Below are 20,251 nucleotides of genomic sequence, written 5' to 3'. Positions count from 1 at the left end.
CTCGGAAATCAATCGGTTCACCCCTGCTTTTCCCAAGCTATGGGAACGGAGTGGAAATAGAAGTGCAAGCATTTGCCCTGGGTGATCTTGACGCCGGTGCGCCCGCTCAGCTTGTCATGCCAGGGCCGGAACGCCGGACAAGGCTCCATCGCTGAGAAGACAGGCAGCAGTCCGGGATGATCCCTCCGCCGGTGGAGAATCTCGGCGATGCGCTCTTCCTTGCGAAAGTTCCGCCGTTGAATGAACTCCACTTCCAACCCGGCGGCACGGGCCAGCGTCAGGGCGTGATCCCGCATCGCATCCCGCAGCGGTTCGGCGAAGAGGCCCAGATCAAAACAACGAATGTTGGCAAAGTGAAGCTGTCGCTCCAAAGCGGCGGGATGACACACGTCCTGTAAACTGCCGGTGATGATGACACGATCAAAACAGCCCAACTGTCCGGCAATCTGTGAAGCGTAACGCGAAATCAGTGAACTCGGCTCGGGAGCCGGGGGGATATTGGTCGTTTCCATCCCCGCCAATCTGCCCCAACCTCTTGGTTCCGGCTACGCCGGGTTAGGAGATGGTATGAGCGTGGATCTTCATGGGGACATATACAGAGAACCTCAGAACAAGAGTGCTATGTATTGCGTTCGTAGTAGTGAGGGCTGTTCTCGATCTGAGAATAAGCGTCATCGGTTTCCAACTCTATTCCCTGCGGAGGGCCCGCCGCGTGCCCTCCAGTTTTCATCTCTATTGCACGGTTTCCGACTTTATTACCTAGTTTCCAACTTTACTCCCTGAATACAGAAATACATAAGGATGGGCGAGGCTACTCTACGGTGACGCTCTTGGCTAGGTTGCGGGGCTTGTCTACATCGCAGCCGCGCAGGACGGCGATGTGGTAGGCCAACAGTTGTAGCGGCACCACCGTCAGCAGCGGCTGGAGGATATCCATTGTCCGCGGGACGTAGAGGACATCGTTGGCTTTGTGGGCGATTTCGGTGTCCCCTTCGGTCGCGACGGCGATGATCGGCCCTTTGCGGGCTTTGATCTCTTCGACGTTGCTCATGTTCTTGTCATACATGGCGTCGCGCGGAATCACGAATACGCTCGGGAAGTCGGGCGCGATAAGTGCGATAGGCCCGTGCTTCATCTCGGCGGAGGGATAGCCTTCGGCGTGGATATAGGAAATCTCCTTCAGCTTCAGGGCGCCTTCCAGGGCGACGGGGAAGTTGAATTGGCGGCCCATGTAAAGGAAATCGGTCGCCTTGTGATACTTCCTGGCAATCTTCCGCAAGTGCGCGTCGCCGGCCAGAATCTTCTCGATCTTGCCTGGGATGGTCTGCAACTCGCGCACGAGCTTCCGGCCCTCGGCGGCTGAGAGCTCGCCGCGCTGTCGAGCCAGGGCAATGCCCAGCAGGGTCAGCTGTAGCGTCTGCATCTCGAAAGCCTTGGTCGAGGCCACGCCGATCTCGGGGCCTGCCCGCATGTAGATGTCCGCGTCGGATTCGCGCGCAATGGTCGAGCCCACCACATTGACGATGCCAAGCGTGCGGGCGCCTTGGGCCTTGGCGCCGCGGATGGCCGCCAGCGTGTCCGCCGTCTCCCCGGATTGGGAGATGGATACCATGAGCGTGTTCTTCTCGATGGGGCGGCCGCGATACCGCATTTCGCTTCCGTACTCGACCTCGACCGGCATGCGGGCGAGCGTCTCGATGACATACTCGCCCACCAGCGCGGCGTGCCAGCTCGTGCCGCAGGCGACGAGGATGAGCCGCTCAATCTTGGCCAGCTCCTTGGGTTTGAGGGCCATTTCTTCAAACTCGACGTTGCCTTTCGCGGGACGAAGCGTGCGCTTGAGCACCTCGGCTACGCGGCCAGGCTGCTCGAAGATCTCCTTCAACATGTAGTGCGGGTATTTCCCGCGCTCGGCCTCCTCAGCCGACCAATCCACCGAACTGACCGCACGCTTGATCGGCTTGCCCTTGGCTTGTAAAGCGAAGTCCTTGTCAGTGAGCGTGACGACGTCGCCGTCGTGCATATAGATGACCTTGCGGGTGTGCGCGACAATGGGGGAAACGTCGCTGGCAAGGAAGTTCTCGCCCTTGCCCGTCCCGACCACCAGCGGCGACCCGCGCCGAGCGCCGAACAGATAGCCCGGCAGGTCCTGATGCATGAGCGCGATGCCATATGTGCCGTCAACCTCGCCAGTGGCGGCGAAGATGGCCTGGACGAGACGCTCTGGGCTGACGCCGCCGTTCCTGGCGGGCAGCTTCTCGAGGTGATAACCAATAAGGTGGGCCAGGACCTCCGTGTCGGTCTGGGACAGGAACTGGTGCCCGTGGCGCTGGAGGCGATGGCGCAGGCTGGCGTAGTTCTCGATGATGCCGTTGTGCACCATGGCGATCTTGCCGGACTGGTCGAGGTGCGGGTGGGAGTTGATGTCGCTGGGCAGCCCGTGGGTGGCCCAGCGGGTGTGGCTAATGCCCAGGGACCCTTTGACTGGCTTTGCCTTGAGCGACTGTGCCAGCCCTTCGACGCGCCCGACTTGCTTGCGCACCTGCAAACGCCGGTCCGCCAGGATGCAGACGCCGGCCGAATCGTAGCCGCGGTATTCCAACCGGCGGAGGCCTTCAATGAGTAACGGGGTTGCTTCTCTTTTGCCAACGTATCCAACTATGCCACACATAATTCTTGTTCTTTCGTTTGGGAGTCTCTCTCGGAAATGCCCCGCCCGGCGGGGCGGGGGTTCAGGTTTGCTTGAGTATCAACTGTGCCGCCGCGGCCAAATCGTCCACGACAGTGGCGGCCGCCAGTTTGCCGGCGGATGCGCGCTCCTGTTCCGCCCCGTAACCGGTACGGACCAGCAGACAGAGTTTCACGCCGGCATTCCAGCCGCATTCCAAATCAATCAGTTTGTCGCCAATCATATAACTCTGCGCCAAATCCAGGCCGAACTCATCGCGCGCATCCAGTAGGAATTGCGGTGACGGCTTGCGGCCCCGGCTAGGCACATCGGGCGCCTCGGGCGCGATGTACACCCTATCAAAGCGTGCACCTTCGCGGCCAAGTTCCCTGAGCAGATACTGGTTTACTTCCTCGACTTGCGCCAGCGTAAAATAGCCTCGCCCCACGCCAGACTGGTTGGACACGATGAAAAGCCTGAACCCGGCTTGGCACAAGCATCTCAACGCCGCTGCCGCACCGGGGATAATAACTACCTCCTCTATGCGGGAGAGGTAGTTTCTTTCCTCGATGATGGTCCCATCGCGGTCGAGAAATACGGCTCGGTTCATGACCTAACAGGGCGGAATTGTTAAGGCAATGCCCGGGCAATGGAAATGATAAAAGGGGCCGCGGTAATCCTGGCCTCATACAGTGAACATGGGCAAGAGCTTCCAGTTTTGCCTTTCTGGACGTTTGAGCCCAAGCAGATGCGGCAGCGAATCTCGGGTCTGTTTCGTCGGGGGTGATTGAGAAACCGTGTTGACTTGGATTCTTGCCCCGGCGGGTGCTTTTGACTAATGTAGCCAGACGAAGTGCGGCTACTCCGGTGAAGAGCATCGGCTGGAATTTCGTCGAGGTTATGACCGAGTCTTATATTCAGAACCTGTTTGCAGCTCGTATCGGCGGCCGGGAATACGGCAAGTCGGGCACTATCTACAAATTCGAGAAGATCAAACGGGCGAGGCGCGCGGCTCTGGCGGCGCATCCCGGCGAGGAGATTATTGACCTGGGTATCGGAGAGCCGGATGAAAAGGCGTTCCCCGAAGTTGTGGATCAGCTCTGTGCCGAGGCGCGCAAGCCGGAGAACCGCGGTTACGCGGACAACGGCGACGCGGTCCTGAAAGAGGCGGCGGCCCGCTACCTGGATCGTGTGTTCGGCGTGGAAGAGATTGACCCGGAAAGCGAGGTGATTCACTCGATTGGCAGCAAGGCGGCGCTTTCCATACTGCCGACGGCGCTGATTGATCCGGGAGATTATGTGCTCATGACGGTGCCCGGCTATCCGGTGTTCGGCACGCACGCGAAGTATCTGGGCGGGCGGGTGCATAACCTGGCTCTTACGGAGAACAACGGCTTCCTCCCGGATTTGAACTCGGTACCCGCGGAAGTGTTGAGCCAGGCCAAGGTGCTGGTGCTGAACTATCCGAATAACCCGACCGGCGCGAGCGCGACGCCCGAGTTCTTTGCTCGAGTGGTGGCATTTGCGCGCAAGAATAGCCTGGTCGTCATCCACGATGCGGCTTATGCAGCGTTGGTGTTCGAGGGCCGGCCGTTGAGCTTCCTGGCGACGCCCGGGGCTAAGGAGGTGGGCGTGGAACTGCACTCGGCCAGCAAATCACTCAACATGACGGGGTGGCGGTGCGGATTTGTGGCCGGCAATGAGTTGCTCGTGCGGGCCTACGGGGATGTGAAGGACAATACGGACTCGGGGCAATTTCTGCCGATCCAGCATGCCGCGGCGCATGGCTTCGACCATCCCGATATTACCGCCCGGATTGCGGCGAAGTATTCACGACGGATGGACGGGCTGGTGCGGACGCTGGCGGGCGCGGGGTTCCAGGCCCGGAAACCGAAGGGATCATTCTTCCTGTATGTCAAGGCGCCCAAGGCGCTTGTGACCAGGTCCGGCAGCCGAATTGAATTCGGCAGCGCGGAAGCGGCCTCGCAATGGCTGATCACCGAAAGGTTGATTTCCACGGTGCCTTGGGATGACGCGGGCGCTTACTTGCGGTTCAGCGTTACCTTCCCCGCGAAGGACCTGGCGGACGAGGAACGGATTCTGCGCCAACTGGCCCATCGGTTGCAGGGGGTGCAGCTCGAGTTTTGAAGCGCGGCTCCAAAATCCGTATTGGCAAGCGCCCGCACTCGCCGTCCGAACGGGCGGCTTCGAGAACCAACAACATAAAGAAAGCACAAACAACTATGAGGAGTGATCGTTCTGGTCTGCCATTGCGCCCCTGGGGCCTGGCTGTCCTGCTGGCCATTGGTCTTGGCACATTCCTGGGCACTGGCTGCAGTTCGACTAAGACGGCGAAGTCGGCTCACTTCGCCTCTGTCGAGATTCGTGGCCAGCCGCCCGAGCGAGTGAGCGATGTCACCTCGGAGGTGTTCCACGACCATGGCTATAAGGTGACTCGCAGAACCTGGGCTAGCCTATGCTTCGAAAAGGAAGGCACGGCAATGAACAATCTCGCTTACGGCAACTGGATGGGACAACGCGTTTGGGTACGCGTCAGGGTATCGGTCGGGGAGGCATTGCCCGGCACCTGCCAGCTCAAGTGCGAGGCATTCTTCCTGCGCAACAGGGGAGAGCCGCTGGAGGAGGAAATCAGGATTGGCAAGCTCCACAAAGGCCAGTACCAGGAACTTCTGAACGAAGTGGCCACGCGGATAAGCGGCAAGACAGCGGAGCCGAAGTAGTTCAGCCCCGCCTGGCTTGTCTCAAAGGCTCCAACCGGCGCGATATTCGCGGCGCAGGAACAGGTTCGCGTCTTCGAGGTTGGTGAACCGGAGGTTAGCGCCGTCCCAAAGAAGACTGCAAAGCGTCAGGTCTTCCCGGAGTTGGACTCGTAGAGCGACGTTGCCCAGGAGGACCGACTCGGCGAGTGGCCCGGCCCAGTCGAAGTTTGCGCCAGCGGGCTTGCCTCCTTTGCACGCCTGGATCCACTCTTGGTGGTGGTCTTTGGAACGTGGAATACTCTTGGAAAGGTCGTGGACCTCCCTGGCACACGACTCGGGGTAAACTTCGTTGCCCAAAATAAATCCCTTTTCCCCAATGAGAAGACGACCGTTGTCGCCCAGGGCCCTTCCTTCGGGCAAGGCGTCGGGCCGGGACGGGCGCAGCCCGCCGTCGTACCAAACGAGCGTGCATGGTGGCATGGCGACTGCCCCGCTTGGCGCGCCAGTCAATCCTGTCACATGGCCATTGATGGCTTGGGACGTAGCCCCGCGCGCCGGGAACCGGTAGGTCACGATCGAGCCCAGAGGAAAGGTCTCCTGATTTACGCGTGTCGAGGCAGCCTGGACGCTGAGAGGAGCGCCCAGTTTGAGCGCGCGAAACACCGGGTCCATCGCGTGGCAGCCGATGTCACCAAGGGCGCCCGTGCCGAAGTCCCACCAGCCGCGCCACTTAAAGGGAAGGTAAGCCGGGTGATATGGACGGAAAGGCGCCGGGCCCAGCCAGAGGTCCCAGTTCAGCGTTGCAGGCACCGGCGGCCTGTCCTCGGGTCGGGCGCAGCCTTGCGGCCAGTACTCGTCGAATAATCCCCGGGAGGGGCGGTCGGTCCAGATGTGGGCTTCGTGTACTCTGCCGATGGCGCCGGACCAGATGTACTCGCAGAGGCGGCGCGTCTGCTCGGAAGCCTGGCCCTGATTGCCCATCTGGGTCGCGACCTTTGCCTCCCGCGCCGCTTGTGCCAGTCGCCGTGCCTCCCACACCGAATGCGTCAACGGCTTCTCGCAATAGACATGCTTGCCGCGCTTGATAGCCTCCATCGCGGCGGGGGCGTGATGATGGTCGGGCGTGGCAATGACGACTCCGTCAATCTCCTTCAACTGGTCAAGCATCTGGCGGTAATCGGTGAACTGCTGCGCTTTGGGGTACTTCCTGAAGGTGTGGCCGGCGCGTTCCATGTCCACGTCGCAGAGGGCGACGATGTTCTCGCTCTCCATTTGGCTGAGGTCGTGAGCACCTTGTCCGCCGATGCCGATGCCGGCAATGTTCAGTTTCCGGTTCGCAGAGGTCGCCCCGCGCAATCCCAGCACCGCGCCGGGCACCGCCATAAAGGCGGCGGTGCTGAGCGTGGTGCCACGAAGAAACTGGCGGCGGGTGAATCGGGTGTCTGACTTGGGCGCAGTGGTATGCATGTGTTGAGATCGTAGGAGACTCCGGGCGTAGGCTCAAGACACAAGGCTTCGCTCCCTGTGGGAGTGCGCGCAACGAAGCTACCCCGAGACCCGAGGGCCGAAGTCCCAAATTCGGCACCTCAAAAGCCAGAACCCCGGCTGGGTCAATGCGTCAAGAGTTCAGCAGTCACGGACGCAGGCTTTCCTGGGGCTTCGGCTCTTGCGTTTGCCTGGGACTCGGGCTTTTGACTTTTGATCTTTCTTCGGCCGCGCCCGTCATGGGAACGAAGCGCACCGGCAGGACGGCCTGCTGTTCGAGTTTGCCATCCTGCTTGCGCAGCAGGACCAGCTCTTGGTTCCAGGCGCGCCCAACCGGGATGATCATCCGGCCGCCGTCCTTGAGCTGTTCGATCAGGCGTTTTGGCACTTGCTCCGGCGCGCAAGTGACAATGATTGCGTCGAATGGGGCGGCTTCAGGCCACCCCTGGTAACCGTCGCCGGCGCGCACGTGCACATTGGTGTATCCGAGACGCTTTAGGTCCGTGGCGGCACGCCGTGCGAGGTCCTCAACGATTTCAATCGTGTAGACCTGGGCCACCAGTTCGGCGAGGACGGCGGCCTGATAGCCGGAGCCGGTGCCAATTTCCAGAACGCGGTCGGCAGGCTTGGGTTCGAGCCTCTCGCTCATGAAGGCAACGATGAAGGGCTGCGAAATGGTCTGCCCGTGACCGATGGGCAGGGGATGATCGCGGTATGCTTCGGAACGGCGCCGTTCAGGGACAAATTCATGGCGCGGGATTCGTCCCATCACGGTTAAGACCCAGGTGTTGGTGATGTTCCGGCCCGGGCCGACGAGCTGTTCGGCCACCATGCGCTGACGTGCGGGTGCATAAGGGTCACTCCCCGCGGCATCAATCGCGGGTGCCGCAGTTCCACGGCCGGCGAAGCCCGTCAGCCACCCGGCCATCACGAGTGCCAGTTTACGCATTACGGACCAGGAACGTCAGCTCCGTCAAGGCTTCTTATCGCTGATGCGAACGAGCGAGTAAATGATTGCGGCGGGGATGCCTGCCAACAGCGCCAGGCCAATGAAGATGCCCGAGCCTTCGCCCCGTTTGCGAATGTCAGTGAAGATCCAAATGGCCAGCAGGATGTTGAAAATAAAGCCCACCAGCAGACATAGTTTCACGAGGCCGGCGATGTCTTTGCAGGCCTTCCCGGCTGCCAGAGGCGGGTAAGCGGGTGCGGGCGCGGCTACCGACGCCGAAGGCCGATCGCCTTGCCTCGGTTGACCGATGCCGGAGCGATCGCGCACCGGTTTCATGGGCCGCAAGTTGTCACGTCCAATCGAGTCCCTTGGTGCTTGGCGTTCCTGCTGCGCGCCAAGCCGGCGCAATAGTTGTTGTTGCTGTTGGGCCATCTCATTGACGCGCCGTTCCAGCCGTTCGAGGCGATCAACTGGCCCGCCGCTCTTCTCCTCCGCTCCCGGTAGGAGCGTGGTCGAGCCGAACAAGGTCAACGCCGCGAATGCAGCCACCGGACTTAAACACCAGACTAAGATCTTCATTGTCTATTTCCGTTATTTCTAATTCTAGGAGGGAACAGCCTTGCGCCTGGGCACTAGCCGAAGGCATTCGCTTCCATCAACGCCGCTCCGACTCTCGCATATAGAATATGCTGAAGCCAAAGGGACACGAAGTCAAGCCAAGATAGCGGTCTGTAAGGACGCCCCGCCGCGCGGGTTCCCAGTCTGGAGGCGAGTCAGGGGCGGGGCGCAAAGCCCAATTGATTCACGAGAGCCTGCCCGCGCTCTGACTCCACAAAGTCAATGAACGCACGAGCCGCGGGTGTTGAATTGAGTTTATCGGTGTAAAGGCGCAGCACCCGCGCGTAAGGATAAAGGCCCTTGTTTACGGCTTCGACAGTGGGGGCCACTCCCCCAATGGAGATGGCCTTGACACCTGGCTTGCTGGCCAAGGGGATGGTAGAGTAGCCGATCCCATGCGGGTCCTGGGCAACCGACTGGACGATTTCGGTGTAATTGGTGAAGGTCTTCACATTAATGGCATAGGGCTTGTTCTCCATCGCCAATTCGCGGAAGCCGAGGTGGGTGCCAGAAATGGGGTGGCGGATATACAGATTCACCGGCGCATCGGGCCCCCCGACATCCTTCCAGTTTGCAGTGGCGCCAGTGAAGAGATTGCGCACTTGTTCCTTAGTGAGGTCGGTCAGTGGACTTCCCGCATTCACAATGACTGTGACGTCGTAAGCGCCGATAATATGATCGTCGAATTCAATTCCTCGGGCCTTGGCCAGTGTAATCTCGTTCGTGGTTGCCTCCCGCGAGGCGGCCGCGATGTCGCAGCGACTCACCATTAGTGCCCCCATCCCGTAACTGGTTCCTTTAAACTCCATCTCAACCGCGATGGCAGGATGTTCCTTCCTATACTCGGCCACAAGCAGGGGAGCCAGCTCCTCGCCAATCGTATTGGAGCCTAATATAACGATCTTCTCAGGCTTCGCTTGCGAGCATCCCGCAATGACCGCACTGAGCAGAATCAAACCGAAGCCCTTCAACGAATCAGTTGGCTTGAAGCAAAGCCACTTGGTGAGGCAAGTCGTCTTCATGTCGCATCCTTATGTTAGCGGTTGAACCATTTGCCGACGCCATCCTGTGTGGCCCGCCCGGGGATGTCAATGACCAACATTGCCGGGATTCAGCAGCTCTGCTGCGCCAAGGAGCAGAAAGGTCTGGTCACCGCCCGGCATAGTTGGCATGATGGGACCCGTGCTATCGCATCAAGCTATCGGAATCGAGTCGGGGAATCTCTCTCCTGCGGCTTTGGCACGGGCATGATTGGCGATGAAGTTTTCCCCCATGCTTTGGTTTGAACGAGATAAGGAGCGAGAACGGTTCTATCTGTTGCCTGGCATGGGCGGCAGGGCCCGCCGGCAGAAGGAGATGCGTTTTCTGCGCTGGGCGATTGCGGCGGCGGCGGTGGTTTCGGCGGTGGTGGCCTGCCTGCTGTATTTTCTGAGCCAGAACCGTTAACGGGTGGGGCGGCGGACCCGTTTAAGCCAAAAGGCTGGTAGGGCGCATGGTGACGGTATCAATAAGGCCCTGATCGGTGAGCTTGAGTTCGGGGATGGGAGAGAGGCTCAGGAAGGAGAGGGTCATGAAGGGAGCTTCGAGACGACAACCCATGCCCCGGGCGGCGGCGTTCAAACCGGCGATGCGGGCAATAACCTCCTTGAGCGGGCGGTCGGAGACCAACCCGGCAATCGGTAGAGCCAGTTCGGCGCGCACCTTGCCGTCGCTGACGGCCACCTGACCGCCCTGCATCCGCACCAACTGTTCGATGGCAAAGGCGATGTCGGCGTCGTTGGTGCCGACGACGACGACGTTGTGGGCGTCGTGGGCGACGGTCGAGGCCAGGGCGCCGGTCTTGAGCTTGAAGCCGCGCACGAAGCCGACGCCGACCTTACCGGTGGCGTGATGCCGCTCGACGACGACCAGCTTCAGGAGGTCACGCTGGACGTCGGGGACGATCTGGCCGTCCACAGTGCGGGGGCGCTCGAGGGTGTGGCGGGTGACAATCTGGTGGGGGATAATCTCGATCACGCGAATCTTCGCGGGGTGCTTGAGGCGGACGCGAAAGTCTTCGGGGGCCCGGTAGCGCAGGTTCATGGTGCTGCGCGGGCGGGGGACAAGGGGCCGCGGGGGGGCCAGGTATTGTCCGTCCTCGGCGACGAGGATGCCCTTCTTGTAGGTCTGGCGGACCTTGAGGTGCTTGAGGTTGTCGAAGACGACAAAGTCCGCCCAGTAGCGGGGGGCGATGGCGCCGAAGTTACGGAGGCGGTAGTGGCGGGCCGTGCTGATGGTGGCGACCTGGAGTGCAACCATAGGCGGGAGGCCGAGCTTAATGGCTTTGCGGAGGCTGTGGTCAATGTGGCCTTCGGAGACGAGGTCGCCGGCGAGCTTGTCGTCGGTGGCGAACGAGCAGTTCATGGCGTTGTGCGGATTGACCAGCGGCACCAGGGTGCCGAGGTTGCGCTCGGTGCTGCCTTCGCGCAGGAGCACGTGCATGCCCAGGCGGAGCTTCTCTTTGGCCTCGGCCAGCTCGGTGGATTCGTGATCGGACTGGACGCCGGCGAGGATGTAGGCATTAAGGTTGCGGCCGCGCAGGCCGGGGGCATGGCCGTCAATATTCTTGCCTTTGCCGGCCTCGACCTTGGCCAACTCAGACTCGGCACCGAGGTAAACGCCTGGGTAGTTCATCAGCTCGGCGACGCCGGCAATGCGGTCGTCGCCGATCATCAGGGCGAGGTCCCCGGCGGTGAGCCGCGCGCCGGCGGTCTCCAGGTGCGTGGCCGGCACACACGAAGGCAGCATGATGAAAAAGTCCAGCGGCAGGTTGCGGCTGGATTCCAGAACGTAGCGGATGCCGTCCAGGCCGAGCACGTTGGCGTATTCGTGGGGGTCAATGACCACCGCGCCGGTGCCATGGGGAACGACGGCGCGGGCAAACTCCCGCGTGGTCAGCATGGAGCTCTCGACGTGGAAGTGGCCGTCGATGAGGCTTGGGGCCAGGTAGGCGCCCTTGAGGTCAGTAACGTGCCGGGCTTTGTAGTCGCCCACGCCGACAACGCGGCCGTCGTCCACCGCCACATTGGCGCGGTAGATTTCGCCGCTGAGGACGTTGATGAGGCTGGCGTTCTTGAAGAGCCGCTCGGCGGGTCGCTCCCCGCGGGCGATGCAGAGCTTTCGCTGGAGTTCGCGCATAGCCGAGAATGGACCGAGTTTCCCAGCCTCGCGAGAGAAAAAGAGGGTCAGCCGACCCCAAGAGACGCCGAATTTCCTTGCCGCTCACGATATGACTAATCTCACGTGAGCTGCTAAATCCGGCTACGGACGAATAGGAAATAGGCCACGAGGGCGGCCGCCAGCGCGTACGTTAGCCAGCCGATTTCGCGGCCCTTGCCACTGAACAACTTGATAATCGGGTAGCTGATGAAGCCCAGCGCCAGGCCATCCGCAATCGAGTAGGACAGAGGAATGCCGATCATCGTCAGGAAGGCGGGCACAGACTCGCTGTAATCCTTCCAGTCCACCTTTGCCACGTTCTGAATCATCATGGCGCCGACAATCACCAGCGCCGGCGCGGTTATGGGCGGGTAGCTGCCCACCATCGCAATTACCGGGCTGAAGAACAGCGATAGCAGGAACAGTGCGCCGACCACCAGTCCGGTCAATCCTGTCCGCCCGCCCTGCTCAACGCCCGCCGCGCTCTCAATGAAACTCGTTACGGTGCTTGTGCCCAGCGCCGCCCCGGCCACTGTGCCGACGGCGTCGGAGAGCATCGCCTGCTTGGCGCGCGGCAGTTTGTTGTCCTTAATGAAGCCAGCCTGCTCGCACACGCCGATCAGCGTGCCGATGGCGTCAAAAACCAGCATGAATAGAAACACAAAGATGAACGGCAGCATCTTCGGCGTGAGCGCACCCGCTAGGTCCATCTTGAGAAACGTCGGCGCCAGCGAGGGAGGCGCAGCCACGATGCCCTTCGCGAATTCAAAGCGCTGCATCAACACCGACCCGGTCACATCCGGGGCGGTCGCAATCGAGCGGGGCAGGTGAGGCAAGCCCAATTTGAACACAGCTGCCAGCGCCGTTGCTCCGACGATGCCCCACAGGATTGAGCCCGGCACCCTGCGGACATGCAGCACAGCCGTCAGCAGCAGGCCAGCGAAGAAGACGATCAGATCGGGCGAGGCGAAGTGCGCGTTCATCTTCACCGCTGTGCCGGGATCCTTGAGAATCAACCCCGCATTTTGCAGCCCAATGAAGGCGATGAAGAGCCCGATGCCCGCCGCAATCCCGTTCTTGAGGCTGGGGCTGACGGCGTTGAATACAAGTTCCCGCAATCCTGCCAGCGACAGAATCAGGAACAGCACGCCGGAGATGAACACCACGCCCAAGGCCACCTGCCACGCATTGTCAAAGCCAGCAGCTGCGGCCGCTGGTACGGCTGAGAAGACGAAGAAGAAATTCTCCCCCATGCCCGGTGCCTGGCCGATGGGATAGCGCGCGTAGAGTGCCATGAGGACCGTGGCGAGCGCCGCGGACACACAAGTCGCCGCAGTCACTGCCCCGAAGTCCATGCCGGTGGGTTTGCCGAACATCGCTCCGGACAGGACGGACGGCTGAACGAATATGATGTAGGCCATCGTCAGAAACGTCGTCAATCCAGCCAGTAATTCGACGCGAGTGCTGGTCTGGTTCTCCGAAAGGCGAAAGAATCTCTCAAGCATAGTCGTCGGCATCCTAATGACGGGACAGACGTTAGGACTGGAATCTGGCCGTTTCGAGGAGATTCTTACGCTTGAGCTGGCCCGCGAATGGAGGCCACGCTGGAACCGTTAATCTGGGTTCTTGCGGATTTCCGGGGAATCCCGATAGCGATTCGTCGTCTCGCACTCCCCTCTTAGCCTCCTGCACCCCCGCCGCACAGGCGACGACGACGTGACGGTGGTCCTACGCCGTCGTTGCCTCGCGTTTGGCTGGTCTATGGCTTGTTAGTGCGGTCTGGCCACGGTGTGTATCCCATGGGGAGCGCTCCCCATGGGATACACACCGGGGCACCACCGTGCCGTCACCGTAACTCCAAGCCAAAGGTTCCGGGTTCAGCGGGGACTGGAGAGGGCTAGCTGCCAGCATTACTGTCCAAAATATGGACAGTGTGCGGGTTGGGGATAGGGATGGCCTACCCGGATTTGGCTGGTGGCAGTTTTAGCCTCGTAATCCCTGTGACTCAGGCATCCAGGCGGTGTGGGTAGTGGAAGAGTAGTAGCACTGGCTTGGGAAGGTCGCCTTGCCCACCATACGAGTCTGGTCTGCGGCGGTTCAGCGCGTGGGTCTGCCTTGGCGATCTTACCGGGCCCGGTTCTCGACTCCCGGGCGTGGGGGCGCTATCGTGCTGTGGTTCATGCGAAACATCGTCTTCCAGGCCTTGGCGGAGGCCGCGCGCAGCGGAGAACCGGTTGCGCTGGGCATCATCACTGGCGTGAAGGGGTCCAGCCCGCAGAAGGTCGGCGCCAAAGCGCTGTTCTACGGTGACGGGCGGATCAAGGGCACGCTGGGCGGTGGTTGCCTGGAAGCGGAGATTCAACATCGTGCGACGCAGTCGTTGCGCACCGGGCAGGCGGCGACATTTGACCTGCTGCTCGATCACGATTTCGGCTGGGACGACGGTCTGATGTGCGGAGGGAAAGTGTGCGGGCTAATCCTACCTAACGCACAGAAGGCTGGAGAGCAGTTTTGGAGGGATCTGGCGGAGAGACGGCGGGCTGCGGTATGGGGCGTCACGGGGGACTACAGCATCAAGCACGTCCCTGGTGCCCTCCAGGGCGCTGGTGCGGTGCGTGGTGGTGATTGGCTCTACTCTGAGACGGTCACGACGCCGTGCGCGCTGTGGATTGCCGGGGCGGGGCACATTGCACAAGCAGTCGCGCCGCTGGCCTTGCAGTTGGACTTTAGCGTAACGGTCTTCGATGACCGGCCTGCGCTGGCCAATCACCAGTTCTTCCCATCCGAAGTCACTCTGCAGGCCGAGTTGTGGGAGAAGTTGCTGATGCTCCCCTTGCCAGCGGCGCCGAGCTTCGGGTTGATTGTCACGCGTGGGCATCGGCACGACGCGCTCGTGCTGAAGGAATGGATCCATCGGCCGTTCCTGTTCCTGGGGATGATCGGCAGCGCGCGCAAGGCCCGCACTATCTTCGAGCATTTCGCCGACGAGAAGCTCGCCACCCCAGGGGAACTGGCACGCGTGGCCTGCCCGGTGGGGATCAAGATCCGCTCGCAGAGCGTTCAGGAGATCGCTGTGAGCATTATGGCCCAGTTCATTGATAAGCGAGCGGAACTGGTCTATGGGAAGCAGGGGTCGCCAGCGGCGTGGAGCGAACTTGTTGAATAGCCATGAAGATCGCCTCGCATGTCGCGGGTAACGCCAGTGGCACGTGGCTCCCTGGCGAACCGTAAGCGGCGACAGCATCGCGGATCGCTTCGCGCACCGAGATCGCCAGCATCAACGGTGGTTCGCCCACGGCTTTGCTGCCATAGACAACGCCCTTCTGCGCGGCGTTCCTCAGGAGCGTGACGTTGAACACCTGGGGCATATCGCCGATCGAGGGAAGCTTGTAGGTGTCGGGTGAATGCGTAAGCAACCGCCCCTCGTTGTCCCATAGCAGTTCCTCGGTGGTCAGCCAGCCCATGCCTTGCACGAAGCCGCCTTCGACCTGACCGCGGTTGACACCTTCGTTCACGGAGTCCCCGACGTCGTGCAGAATGTCCGCGCGCAGGACGCGCATCATACCGGTGAATCCGTCCACCTCAACTTCGCTCACCGCTGCGCCGCAGGCGAAATAGTGGAACGGCTTTCCCCGACCGGCCACGCGATCCCAATGAATCCCCGGTGTGGCATAATAGCCGGTCGCCGACAGGCTAATGCGCGCCTGGTAAGCTCTGCGCACTACCTCGGCGTATTTCACGGTAGTCCGAGGTCGTCCGCGGTCGCAAACCAAGCCGTTGGCGAACACCAGTTTGCCTGGTGCCGACACCCGCCCTGACTTCTGTTGGAGCAAGCGTGCCGCAACCGGAGCCAGTCTCGAGCGCAGAATTGTGCACGCATTCTTCACCGCCGCACCGTTCAGGTCGGTGCCGCAGGAAGCAGCGGTGGCTGAGGTGTTGGGCACCTTGTCCGTGCTGGTAGGCATGACGCGCACATGTTCGGGCTCGATGCCGAGCTCTCGCGCGGCGATCGCAGTGATATTGGTGTGGAGCCCCTGGCCCATCTCGGTGCCGGCATGATTCACCTGCGCCGTGCCGTCTTGATAGATCAACACGAATGCGCCCGCCTGGTTCAGATGGGTGACCGTGAAACTGATGCCGAACTTGACCGGCGTTATAGCGAGGCCGCGTTTACAGTTAGGATGCGTGGCGTTCCAAATGGTGATGGCCCTGCGGCGGCGGGTGAAGTCGCTCGAGCGCTTCAACCGGCGCCAGATGGTCTGGATGCGGTTGTCCCCGATCTCCTGCCCGTAGGGCGTCGTGTTCGTCCGGCCTTTTCCGTGGTAGAGATTCCGTTCGCGCACGACTTCCGGCGGCAGCCCAAGCTGCCGGGCAATCCGGTCGAGTATTTCCTCCATGACCACCATCCCTTGCGGACCGCCGAACCCGCGAAACGCAGTGTTCGAGGAGAGGTTGGTTTTGGCGACCTGCCCGCGGAACTCAACCGCCGGAATGTAGTAAGCATTATCAAGATGGAACAACGCGCGGTCGGTCACGGCCTGCGACAAATCCATTGCCCAGCCGCCGTTCGAGTAGAGATGAACTTGCGCAGCCAGCAGCCTGCCTTCGGTGTCGAACCCCACCTTGAACTTCGCCAAAAAAGGATGCCGGTGCCCGGTGAGCGTCATGTCCTGATCGCGGTTCCAGCGCACGCGCACGGGTTGGCCGGTGTGGCGCGCCGCCAGCGCGGCGAGGGCCGCAGGCGTCGCTCCCTGGGTTTCCTTGCCGCCGAAGCCGCCGCCCATCCGCAGGCTTTGGACGACGACTTTGTTTGCGGGGACGCTCAGCAGGTGGGAGAGCAGAGCCTGGATCTCGGAAGGATGTTGCGTGGAGGAAACGACGGAGACAGATCCGTCCTCGCCAGGCTTGGCCCACGCCGCCTGCGTTTCCAGGTAAAAATGCTCCTGCCCTTGCAGTTTAAACACCCCTGTCAGGGTCCTTGGCGCGTCGGCCAACGCCGCGCCGACTTTGCCGCGCCGGATGTAATTCGGGGCATTGTGAAAACTACGCGCCGCCAACGCTTGCTCCAGCGTGAGGATTGGCGGTAGCGGGTGATACTTCACCACTACCTTTTCCGCGGCCGCGCGACACGCCTCCTGCGTCTCGCCAACCACAAGTGCCACAATCTGCCCGTGGAATAACGCCACCTTGTCCGCCAGCAGGACTTCGTCGTGCTTCACCCCGCCGACATTGTTCTCGCCGGGGACATCTTCCGCCGTCAGCACAGCCCGGATCCCAGGCATAGTGCGAGCCGCATTCGCGTCGCGCGCCAGAACCCTGGCGTGCGCATGGGGCGAGCAGACCGGCCAGACCTCAAGCATCCCCGCAGTCTGGTCATCGGTGTAAATCGCCTCCCCGGTGACGTGTTTATGCGCGCTCTCGTGAGGTGGCGCCTCGCGGGCCGGGCGGCTGCGTCCAAGCGCCAATGAAGCAAGCTCCGCCGTCCCGCTCCTGCCGTCGCAGCAAAACTTCTCAAACAGGCTTGTGATTAGCGCGCGGCGGTAATCGGCGCTGCCGCGCAGATCGGAAATTGGCGTGAATTCGGCTTGAAGGACCGGCAGGAGCTTCCGAACCGTGTCCTCGCACCACGGTTGGTCAAGCAGGGCAGCCTCCGTCTTGCGCGCGCGCGCGGGCATCGCAGCCACACCGCCATAGGCGAGCCGCGCATGACGAATGACGCCTTCCGAGTCCACGTCCAGGGTAAAGCATGCCGCGACGGTGCTGATGTCCATTTCACGCCGTTTGGACACTTTGTACCAGGCACACTTGCGTGTGAGTTCGGGTCGAGAAGCGCCCCGGGGAACGATAATAGTCCTGAGCACTTCGCCAGGCTCCAGCGCGGTCTTGCGGTAGGCGAGGAAGAACTCGTCAATCGGGAGGGTGCGCTCCGAGAGCAGGGCAGGGGACTCACCTTCGTGATGGGAGAGCGAGGTCAGCACCACCTTGGCGTCAAGCGCAAGGAGCAGCGGGGCGCTGTCGCCAATGGGCGAGGCGGTGACCAGGTTGCCGCCCATGGTGGCGCGGTTGCGAATCTGGCGCGAGCCAAACACCCGCATCATGTCACCCAACGCGGGGAACTCCTCCGCCATGCGTTGCTCAATTTCCGTGAGGCTAACTGCCCCACCGATGCGCCATTCGGAGTCTGTGCGTTGAATTTCCTTGAGCTCCGGCACCGCTTCTACGGAGATCAATGCGGAGAACTTCTTGAAACGCTTAGTGATGTCCAGACCCAACTCCGTCGCGCCGGCGATGAGCCTGGCATTGGGCACACTTCCAACCAATTCCAGCAAGGCTCTGAGCGACGTGGGCCGAGAGAATCTCTCCCCGGCAAAATGGTATTCGACCCCGCCTAAGCCCGCCGCGCCCTTCTTGAGCCGCTCGGCAAACGAATCATGACCGTTCCGCAAGTGCCGCTCGGGAAAAGCCTGGAGGGCCGCATTGCGAATCGGCCGATAGCCTGTGCAGCGGCAAAGATTGCCGCACAACTGGTCGTCGAGTTGGTCCGGCTGCCGTATATCCCCTCGATAATATCCTTCGAACAGGGACATTACGAAGCCCGGTGTGCAGTAACCGCACTGTGAGCCGTGAGCCGCGACCATCTTCTCCTGAACTGGATGGAGCTGATTGCGCGCGGAGAGTCCTTCCACGCTGACGATTTCACGGCCGGCAATGAGGCACAAGGGCACCAGGCAACTGTTGATAGCGCGGTAACAGGGTTGGCCCCAGGAATCGCGATCAATTATGACCACGGAGCAAGCCCCACAATCGCCTTCGGCACAGCCTTCTTTGGTGCCAGTCAGACCCGCGCCACGAAGATACTCCAGGAGCGTGGTGTTGGGGGAAACGCCTTCAAGGCGGATGATGCGGCCATTAAGGACGAATTCGATGGCGTTGGCCATAGTTGGTAGGCTAACGGTAAACCTAGGGACTGCGGCTGTAAACGAAATACGAGGTTGCGGCGTCGTGGCATCCGGTGTGTTATCCTGACCTCCGTGAAGCGAAACGGCATTGCAGTTGTTCTTTTACTGTGTTCGTTCCTGTCCCTCGGCCAGGAGGACACCTGGAGTCTCGACGACTTCACCCATTCCGCTGAGCAGTGGGCACAGGAGAATCTCGACGAGGACGTCCTTCGCCTGCTGAACGAAGTGGATCGGAACAAGGTGGAGCAGTTTTTCGGCGAGATCCAGCAGCGGTTCACTGGGGAGTATGTCGTGGATCTTGCCTCTCTTATCACTCCAGCCCGGACCATCCTGCCGCTGCTGGAAGGCAAGGAAGAAACGCAACCTTACGCCGCCTGGCTCAAAACGAGACTGGATTACCTGGAAGTAGCCGAAGAGGTCCGACGCACTTTCCCACCTCCTGAACCACAGCCGGGTCGGCCGCCTCTGGTCGTCCCCAACCCTGCACCTGATACTGAGCGAGAGATATGGGTGAGGCGGCTTGCGGGTCGGCCTTGGCCCAAAGCGGCGACAAACTATGTGCCCCGTCTGAAGCCCATTTTCACAGCGCAGAAGGTCCCACCCGAACTTGTCTGGATTGCGGAGGTGGAATCTTCGTTTGATCCGCGGGCGCGCAGCCCGGCAGGCGCGGTGGGGCTCTTTCAGCTCATGCCCGCCACCGCCCGCCGTTTTGGGCTCAAAACCTGGCCACTGGACCATCGCCTGCGGCCGGATGCCAGCGCACGTGCCGCTTCCAAGTACCTGGCGAATCTCCATTCCCAGTTCAAGGACTGGCGGTTGGTGCTGGCGGCCTACAACGCCGGCGAGGGCACGGTGCATAAGCTCCTGCAGCAACGGAAGGCGAGGACGTTCGACGCCATCGCCACGCGGTTGCCTGCGGAGACGCAGATGTTCGTTCCTAAGGTCGAGGCAACGCTCGCCCGCCGCGAAGGCGTTAAACTCGGCCAACTGCGCCTTCCTCGTGGTTAGGCTTCCATTGGGGACAAATTCGTGCTTCCTATTCTTTGGCGCGGCACTACTATCAGCACCGGCCAGACGGCTGGGGCTGCAAGATTGGGAGTTTTGCTGATGCTGCCCTGGGATTGTGGGTATCAGACGTGAACACTGCTTTCGATGACAACCCGGAGGCGGCCCGAGTGACCGCCGCACAGCAATTGCTCTTTCCTGCCAACGCGCGCGCGGTCTGTGGGCAAATGGGGCTCAATTGGTGGGCGGCGGTTAAGCTCCACGAGGACGGCTGGCTGAGTTTCGCCCCCACGAACACTCTGCAGCTCGACGAAGCGCAAGAAGCGGAGTTACGGTTCATCGGATCACTGGTGACCGGCGGTTGCGATCGGGGCATGCTCGCCATTCTGCTGGACCGGCTTCCCAAGCCTTATGCCTACGACGCGACTCGCATTTACTATGATTGGTCGGAGCGGCGCTGGCGGCACTTGCCCGATCCGCGCACTCACCCGGAAGCCCTCTTCACCGACTGGCTGGAGGAACTAGTCGAATGCGGAGACATCAGCTCGCTGTCCGGAATTCTCGAACTTGCCCAAGATAGCCTGTCCCGAGTCAGGAACGAAGCTGCTCATACGGCGTTTGAGCGAGAACCGTGACTGCGGCGCCACGG

16 protein-coding genes are annotated in these 20,251 nt (G+C 61.4%); 6 read left to right on the top strand and 10 right to left on the bottom strand.

Annotated elements, in window-relative coordinates; translation table 11 throughout:
• Positions 1-17 precede the first annotated feature (17 nt).
• The 3 genes from P5205_18400 to P5205_18390 form a co-directional block, all read right to left on the bottom strand.
• Complete coding sequence (locus tag P5205_18400; protein HSA12334.1) at positions 18-512, bottom strand: hypothetical protein; 495 nt, start codon at positions 510-512, stop codon at positions 18-20.
• A 299-nt stretch (positions 513-811) separates the two neighbouring features.
• On the bottom strand, positions 812-2,671 hold the full coding sequence (gene glmS / locus P5205_18395) for a glutamine--fructose-6-phosphate transaminase (isomerizing) (protein ID HSA12333.1): 1,860 nt from the start codon (positions 2,669-2,671) through the stop codon (positions 812-814).
• 61 nt (positions 2,672-2,732) lie between these two features.
• The gene (locus P5205_18390) at positions 2,733-3,278 is read right to left on the bottom strand and encodes an HAD family hydrolase (GenBank protein ID HSA12332.1); all 546 of its coding nucleotides are present in this window, start codon (positions 3,276-3,278) and stop codon (positions 2,733-2,735) included.
• 290 nt (positions 3,279-3,568) lie between these two features.
• On the opposite strand from P5205_18390, the gene P5205_18385 reads away from it, so the two are divergent.
• Positions 3,569-4,816, top strand: a complete 1,248-nt coding sequence (locus P5205_18385; GenBank protein ID HSA12331.1) for an LL-diaminopimelate aminotransferase — start codon at positions 3,569-3,571, stop codon at positions 4,814-4,816.
• A gap of 95 nt (positions 4,817-4,911) precedes the next feature.
• Positions 4,912-5,409 carry a hypothetical protein gene (locus tag P5205_18380; protein HSA12330.1) on the top strand — a complete coding sequence of 166 codons (498 nt, stop codon included), beginning with the start codon at positions 4,912-4,914 and terminating at the stop codon, positions 5,407-5,409.
• A gap of 21 nt (positions 5,410-5,430) precedes the next feature.
• Here the strand turns inward: P5205_18380 and P5205_18375 are convergent, their stop codons facing one another.
• From P5205_18375 to P5205_18360, 4 genes are all read right to left on the bottom strand, one after another.
• Positions 5,431-6,855, bottom strand: coding sequence for a Gfo/Idh/MocA family oxidoreductase (locus tag P5205_18375; GenBank protein HSA12329.1), 1,425 nt, complete (start codon positions 6,853-6,855; stop codon positions 5,431-5,433).
• Positions 6,856-7,021: 166 nt separating this feature from the next.
• The gene (locus P5205_18370) at positions 7,022-7,822 is read right to left on the bottom strand and encodes a protein-L-isoaspartate(D-aspartate) O-methyltransferase (protein HSA12328.1); all 801 of its coding nucleotides are present in this window, start codon (positions 7,820-7,822) and stop codon (positions 7,022-7,024) included.
• Between the two features lie 24 nt (positions 7,823-7,846).
• Positions 7,847-8,401, bottom strand: coding sequence for a hypothetical protein (locus P5205_18365; GenBank protein ID HSA12327.1), 555 nt, complete (start codon positions 8,399-8,401; stop codon positions 7,847-7,849).
• Between the two features lie 194 nt (positions 8,402-8,595).
• The gene (locus tag P5205_18360; protein HSA12326.1) at positions 8,596-9,462 is read right to left on the bottom strand and encodes a phosphate ABC transporter substrate-binding protein; all 867 of its coding nucleotides are present in this window, start codon (positions 9,460-9,462) and stop codon (positions 8,596-8,598) included.
• 250 nt (positions 9,463-9,712) lie between these two features.
• Between P5205_18360 and P5205_18355 the strand changes: the two genes are divergently transcribed.
• The gene (locus P5205_18355; GenBank protein ID HSA12325.1) at positions 9,713-9,886 is read left to right on the top strand and encodes a hypothetical protein; all 174 of its coding nucleotides are present in this window, start codon (positions 9,713-9,715) and stop codon (positions 9,884-9,886) included.
• Positions 9,887-9,907: 21 nt separating this feature from the next.
• Here P5205_18355 and ade read toward each other — a convergent pair whose 3' ends face one another.
• Both ade and P5205_18345 read right to left on the bottom strand, forming a co-directional pair.
• On the bottom strand, positions 9,908-11,617 hold the full coding sequence (gene ade, locus P5205_18350; GenBank protein ID HSA12324.1) for an adenine deaminase: 1,710 nt from the start codon (positions 11,615-11,617) through the stop codon (positions 9,908-9,910).
• Positions 11,618-11,730: 113 nt separating this feature from the next.
• Positions 11,731-13,143: an NCS2 family permease gene (locus P5205_18345; protein HSA12323.1), complete on the bottom strand. Its 1,413-nt coding sequence runs from the start codon at positions 13,141-13,143 to the stop codon at positions 11,731-11,733.
• A 674-nt stretch (positions 13,144-13,817) separates the two neighbouring features.
• Here P5205_18345 and P5205_18340 point away from each other — a divergent pair.
• The gene (locus P5205_18340; protein ID HSA12322.1) at positions 13,818-14,804 is read left to right on the top strand and encodes an XdhC family protein; all 987 of its coding nucleotides are present in this window, start codon (positions 13,818-13,820) and stop codon (positions 14,802-14,804) included.
• Here the strand turns inward: P5205_18340 and xdhB are convergent.
• Complete coding sequence (xdhB, locus tag P5205_18335) at positions 14,731-18,576, bottom strand: xanthine dehydrogenase molybdopterin binding subunit (GenBank protein ID HSA12321.1); 3,846 nt, start codon at positions 18,574-18,576, stop codon at positions 14,731-14,733. The genes P5205_18340 and xdhB overlap by 74 nt on opposite strands.
• Before the next feature lie 93 nt (positions 18,577-18,669).
• Between xdhB and P5205_18330 the strand changes: the two genes are divergently transcribed.
• Entirely contained in the window at positions 18,670-19,605 is a 936-nt protein-coding gene (locus tag P5205_18330; GenBank protein ID HSA12320.1) for a lytic transglycosylase domain-containing protein, read from the top strand.
• A 128-nt stretch (positions 19,606-19,733) separates the two neighbouring features.
• Positions 19,734-20,237, top strand: a complete 504-nt coding sequence (locus P5205_18325) for a hypothetical protein (protein HSA12319.1) — start codon at positions 19,734-19,736, stop codon at positions 20,235-20,237.
• Positions 20,238-20,251 lie beyond the last annotated feature (14 nt).

This window comes from Candidatus Paceibacterota bacterium, assembly GCA_035452965.1.
Taxonomy (GTDB): Bacteria; Verrucomicrobiota; Verrucomicrobiia; order Limisphaerales; family UBA8199; genus UBA8199.
This window is presented reverse-complemented; position numbering and strand designations above follow the sequence as displayed.

Bases quoted from the DNA above. Each gene is read 5' to 3' on its own strand.
- P5205_18340 (HSA12322.1), top strand. From the start codon at position 13,818: ATGCGAAACATCGTCTTCCAGGCCTTGGCGGAGGCCGCGCGCAGCGGA.
- P5205_18360 (HSA12326.1), bottom strand. From the start codon at position 9,462: ATGAAGACGACTTGCCTCACCAAGTGGCTTTGCTTCAAGCCAACTGAT.
- P5205_18375 (HSA12329.1), bottom strand. From the start codon at position 6,855: ATGCATACCACTGCGCCCAAGTCAGACACCCGATTCACCCGCCGCCAG.
- P5205_18345 (HSA12323.1), bottom strand. From the start codon at position 13,143: ATGCTTGAGAGATTCTTTCGCCTTTCGGAGAACCAGACCAGCACTCGC.
- P5205_18370 (HSA12328.1), bottom strand. From the start codon at position 7,822: ATGCGTAAACTGGCACTCGTGATGGCCGGGTGGCTGACGGGCTTCGCC.
- P5205_18385 (HSA12331.1), top strand. From the start codon at position 3,569: ATGACCGAGTCTTATATTCAGAACCTGTTTGCAGCTCGTATCGGCGGC.
- P5205_18355 (HSA12325.1), top strand. From the start codon at position 9,713: ATGCTTTGGTTTGAACGAGATAAGGAGCGAGAACGGTTCTATCTGTTG.
- P5205_18390 (HSA12332.1), bottom strand. From the start codon at position 3,278: ATGAACCGAGCCGTATTTCTCGACCGCGATGGGACCATCATCGAGGAA.
- P5205_18380 (HSA12330.1), top strand. From the start codon at position 4,912: ATGAGGAGTGATCGTTCTGGTCTGCCATTGCGCCCCTGGGGCCTGGCT.
- xdhB (HSA12321.1), bottom strand. From the start codon at position 18,576: ATGGCCAACGCCATCGAATTCGTCCTTAATGGCCGCATCATCCGCCTT.
- ade (HSA12324.1), bottom strand. From the start codon at position 11,617: ATGCGCGAACTCCAGCGAAAGCTCTGCATCGCCCGCGGGGAGCGACCC.
- glmS (HSA12333.1), bottom strand. From the start codon at position 2,671: ATGTGTGGCATAGTTGGATACGTTGGCAAAAGAGAAGCAACCCCGTTA.
- P5205_18400 (HSA12334.1), bottom strand. From the start codon at position 512: ATGGAAACGACCAATATCCCCCCGGCTCCCGAGCCGAGTTCACTGATT.
- P5205_18365 (HSA12327.1), bottom strand. From the start codon at position 8,401: ATGAAGATCTTAGTCTGGTGTTTAAGTCCGGTGGCTGCATTCGCGGCG.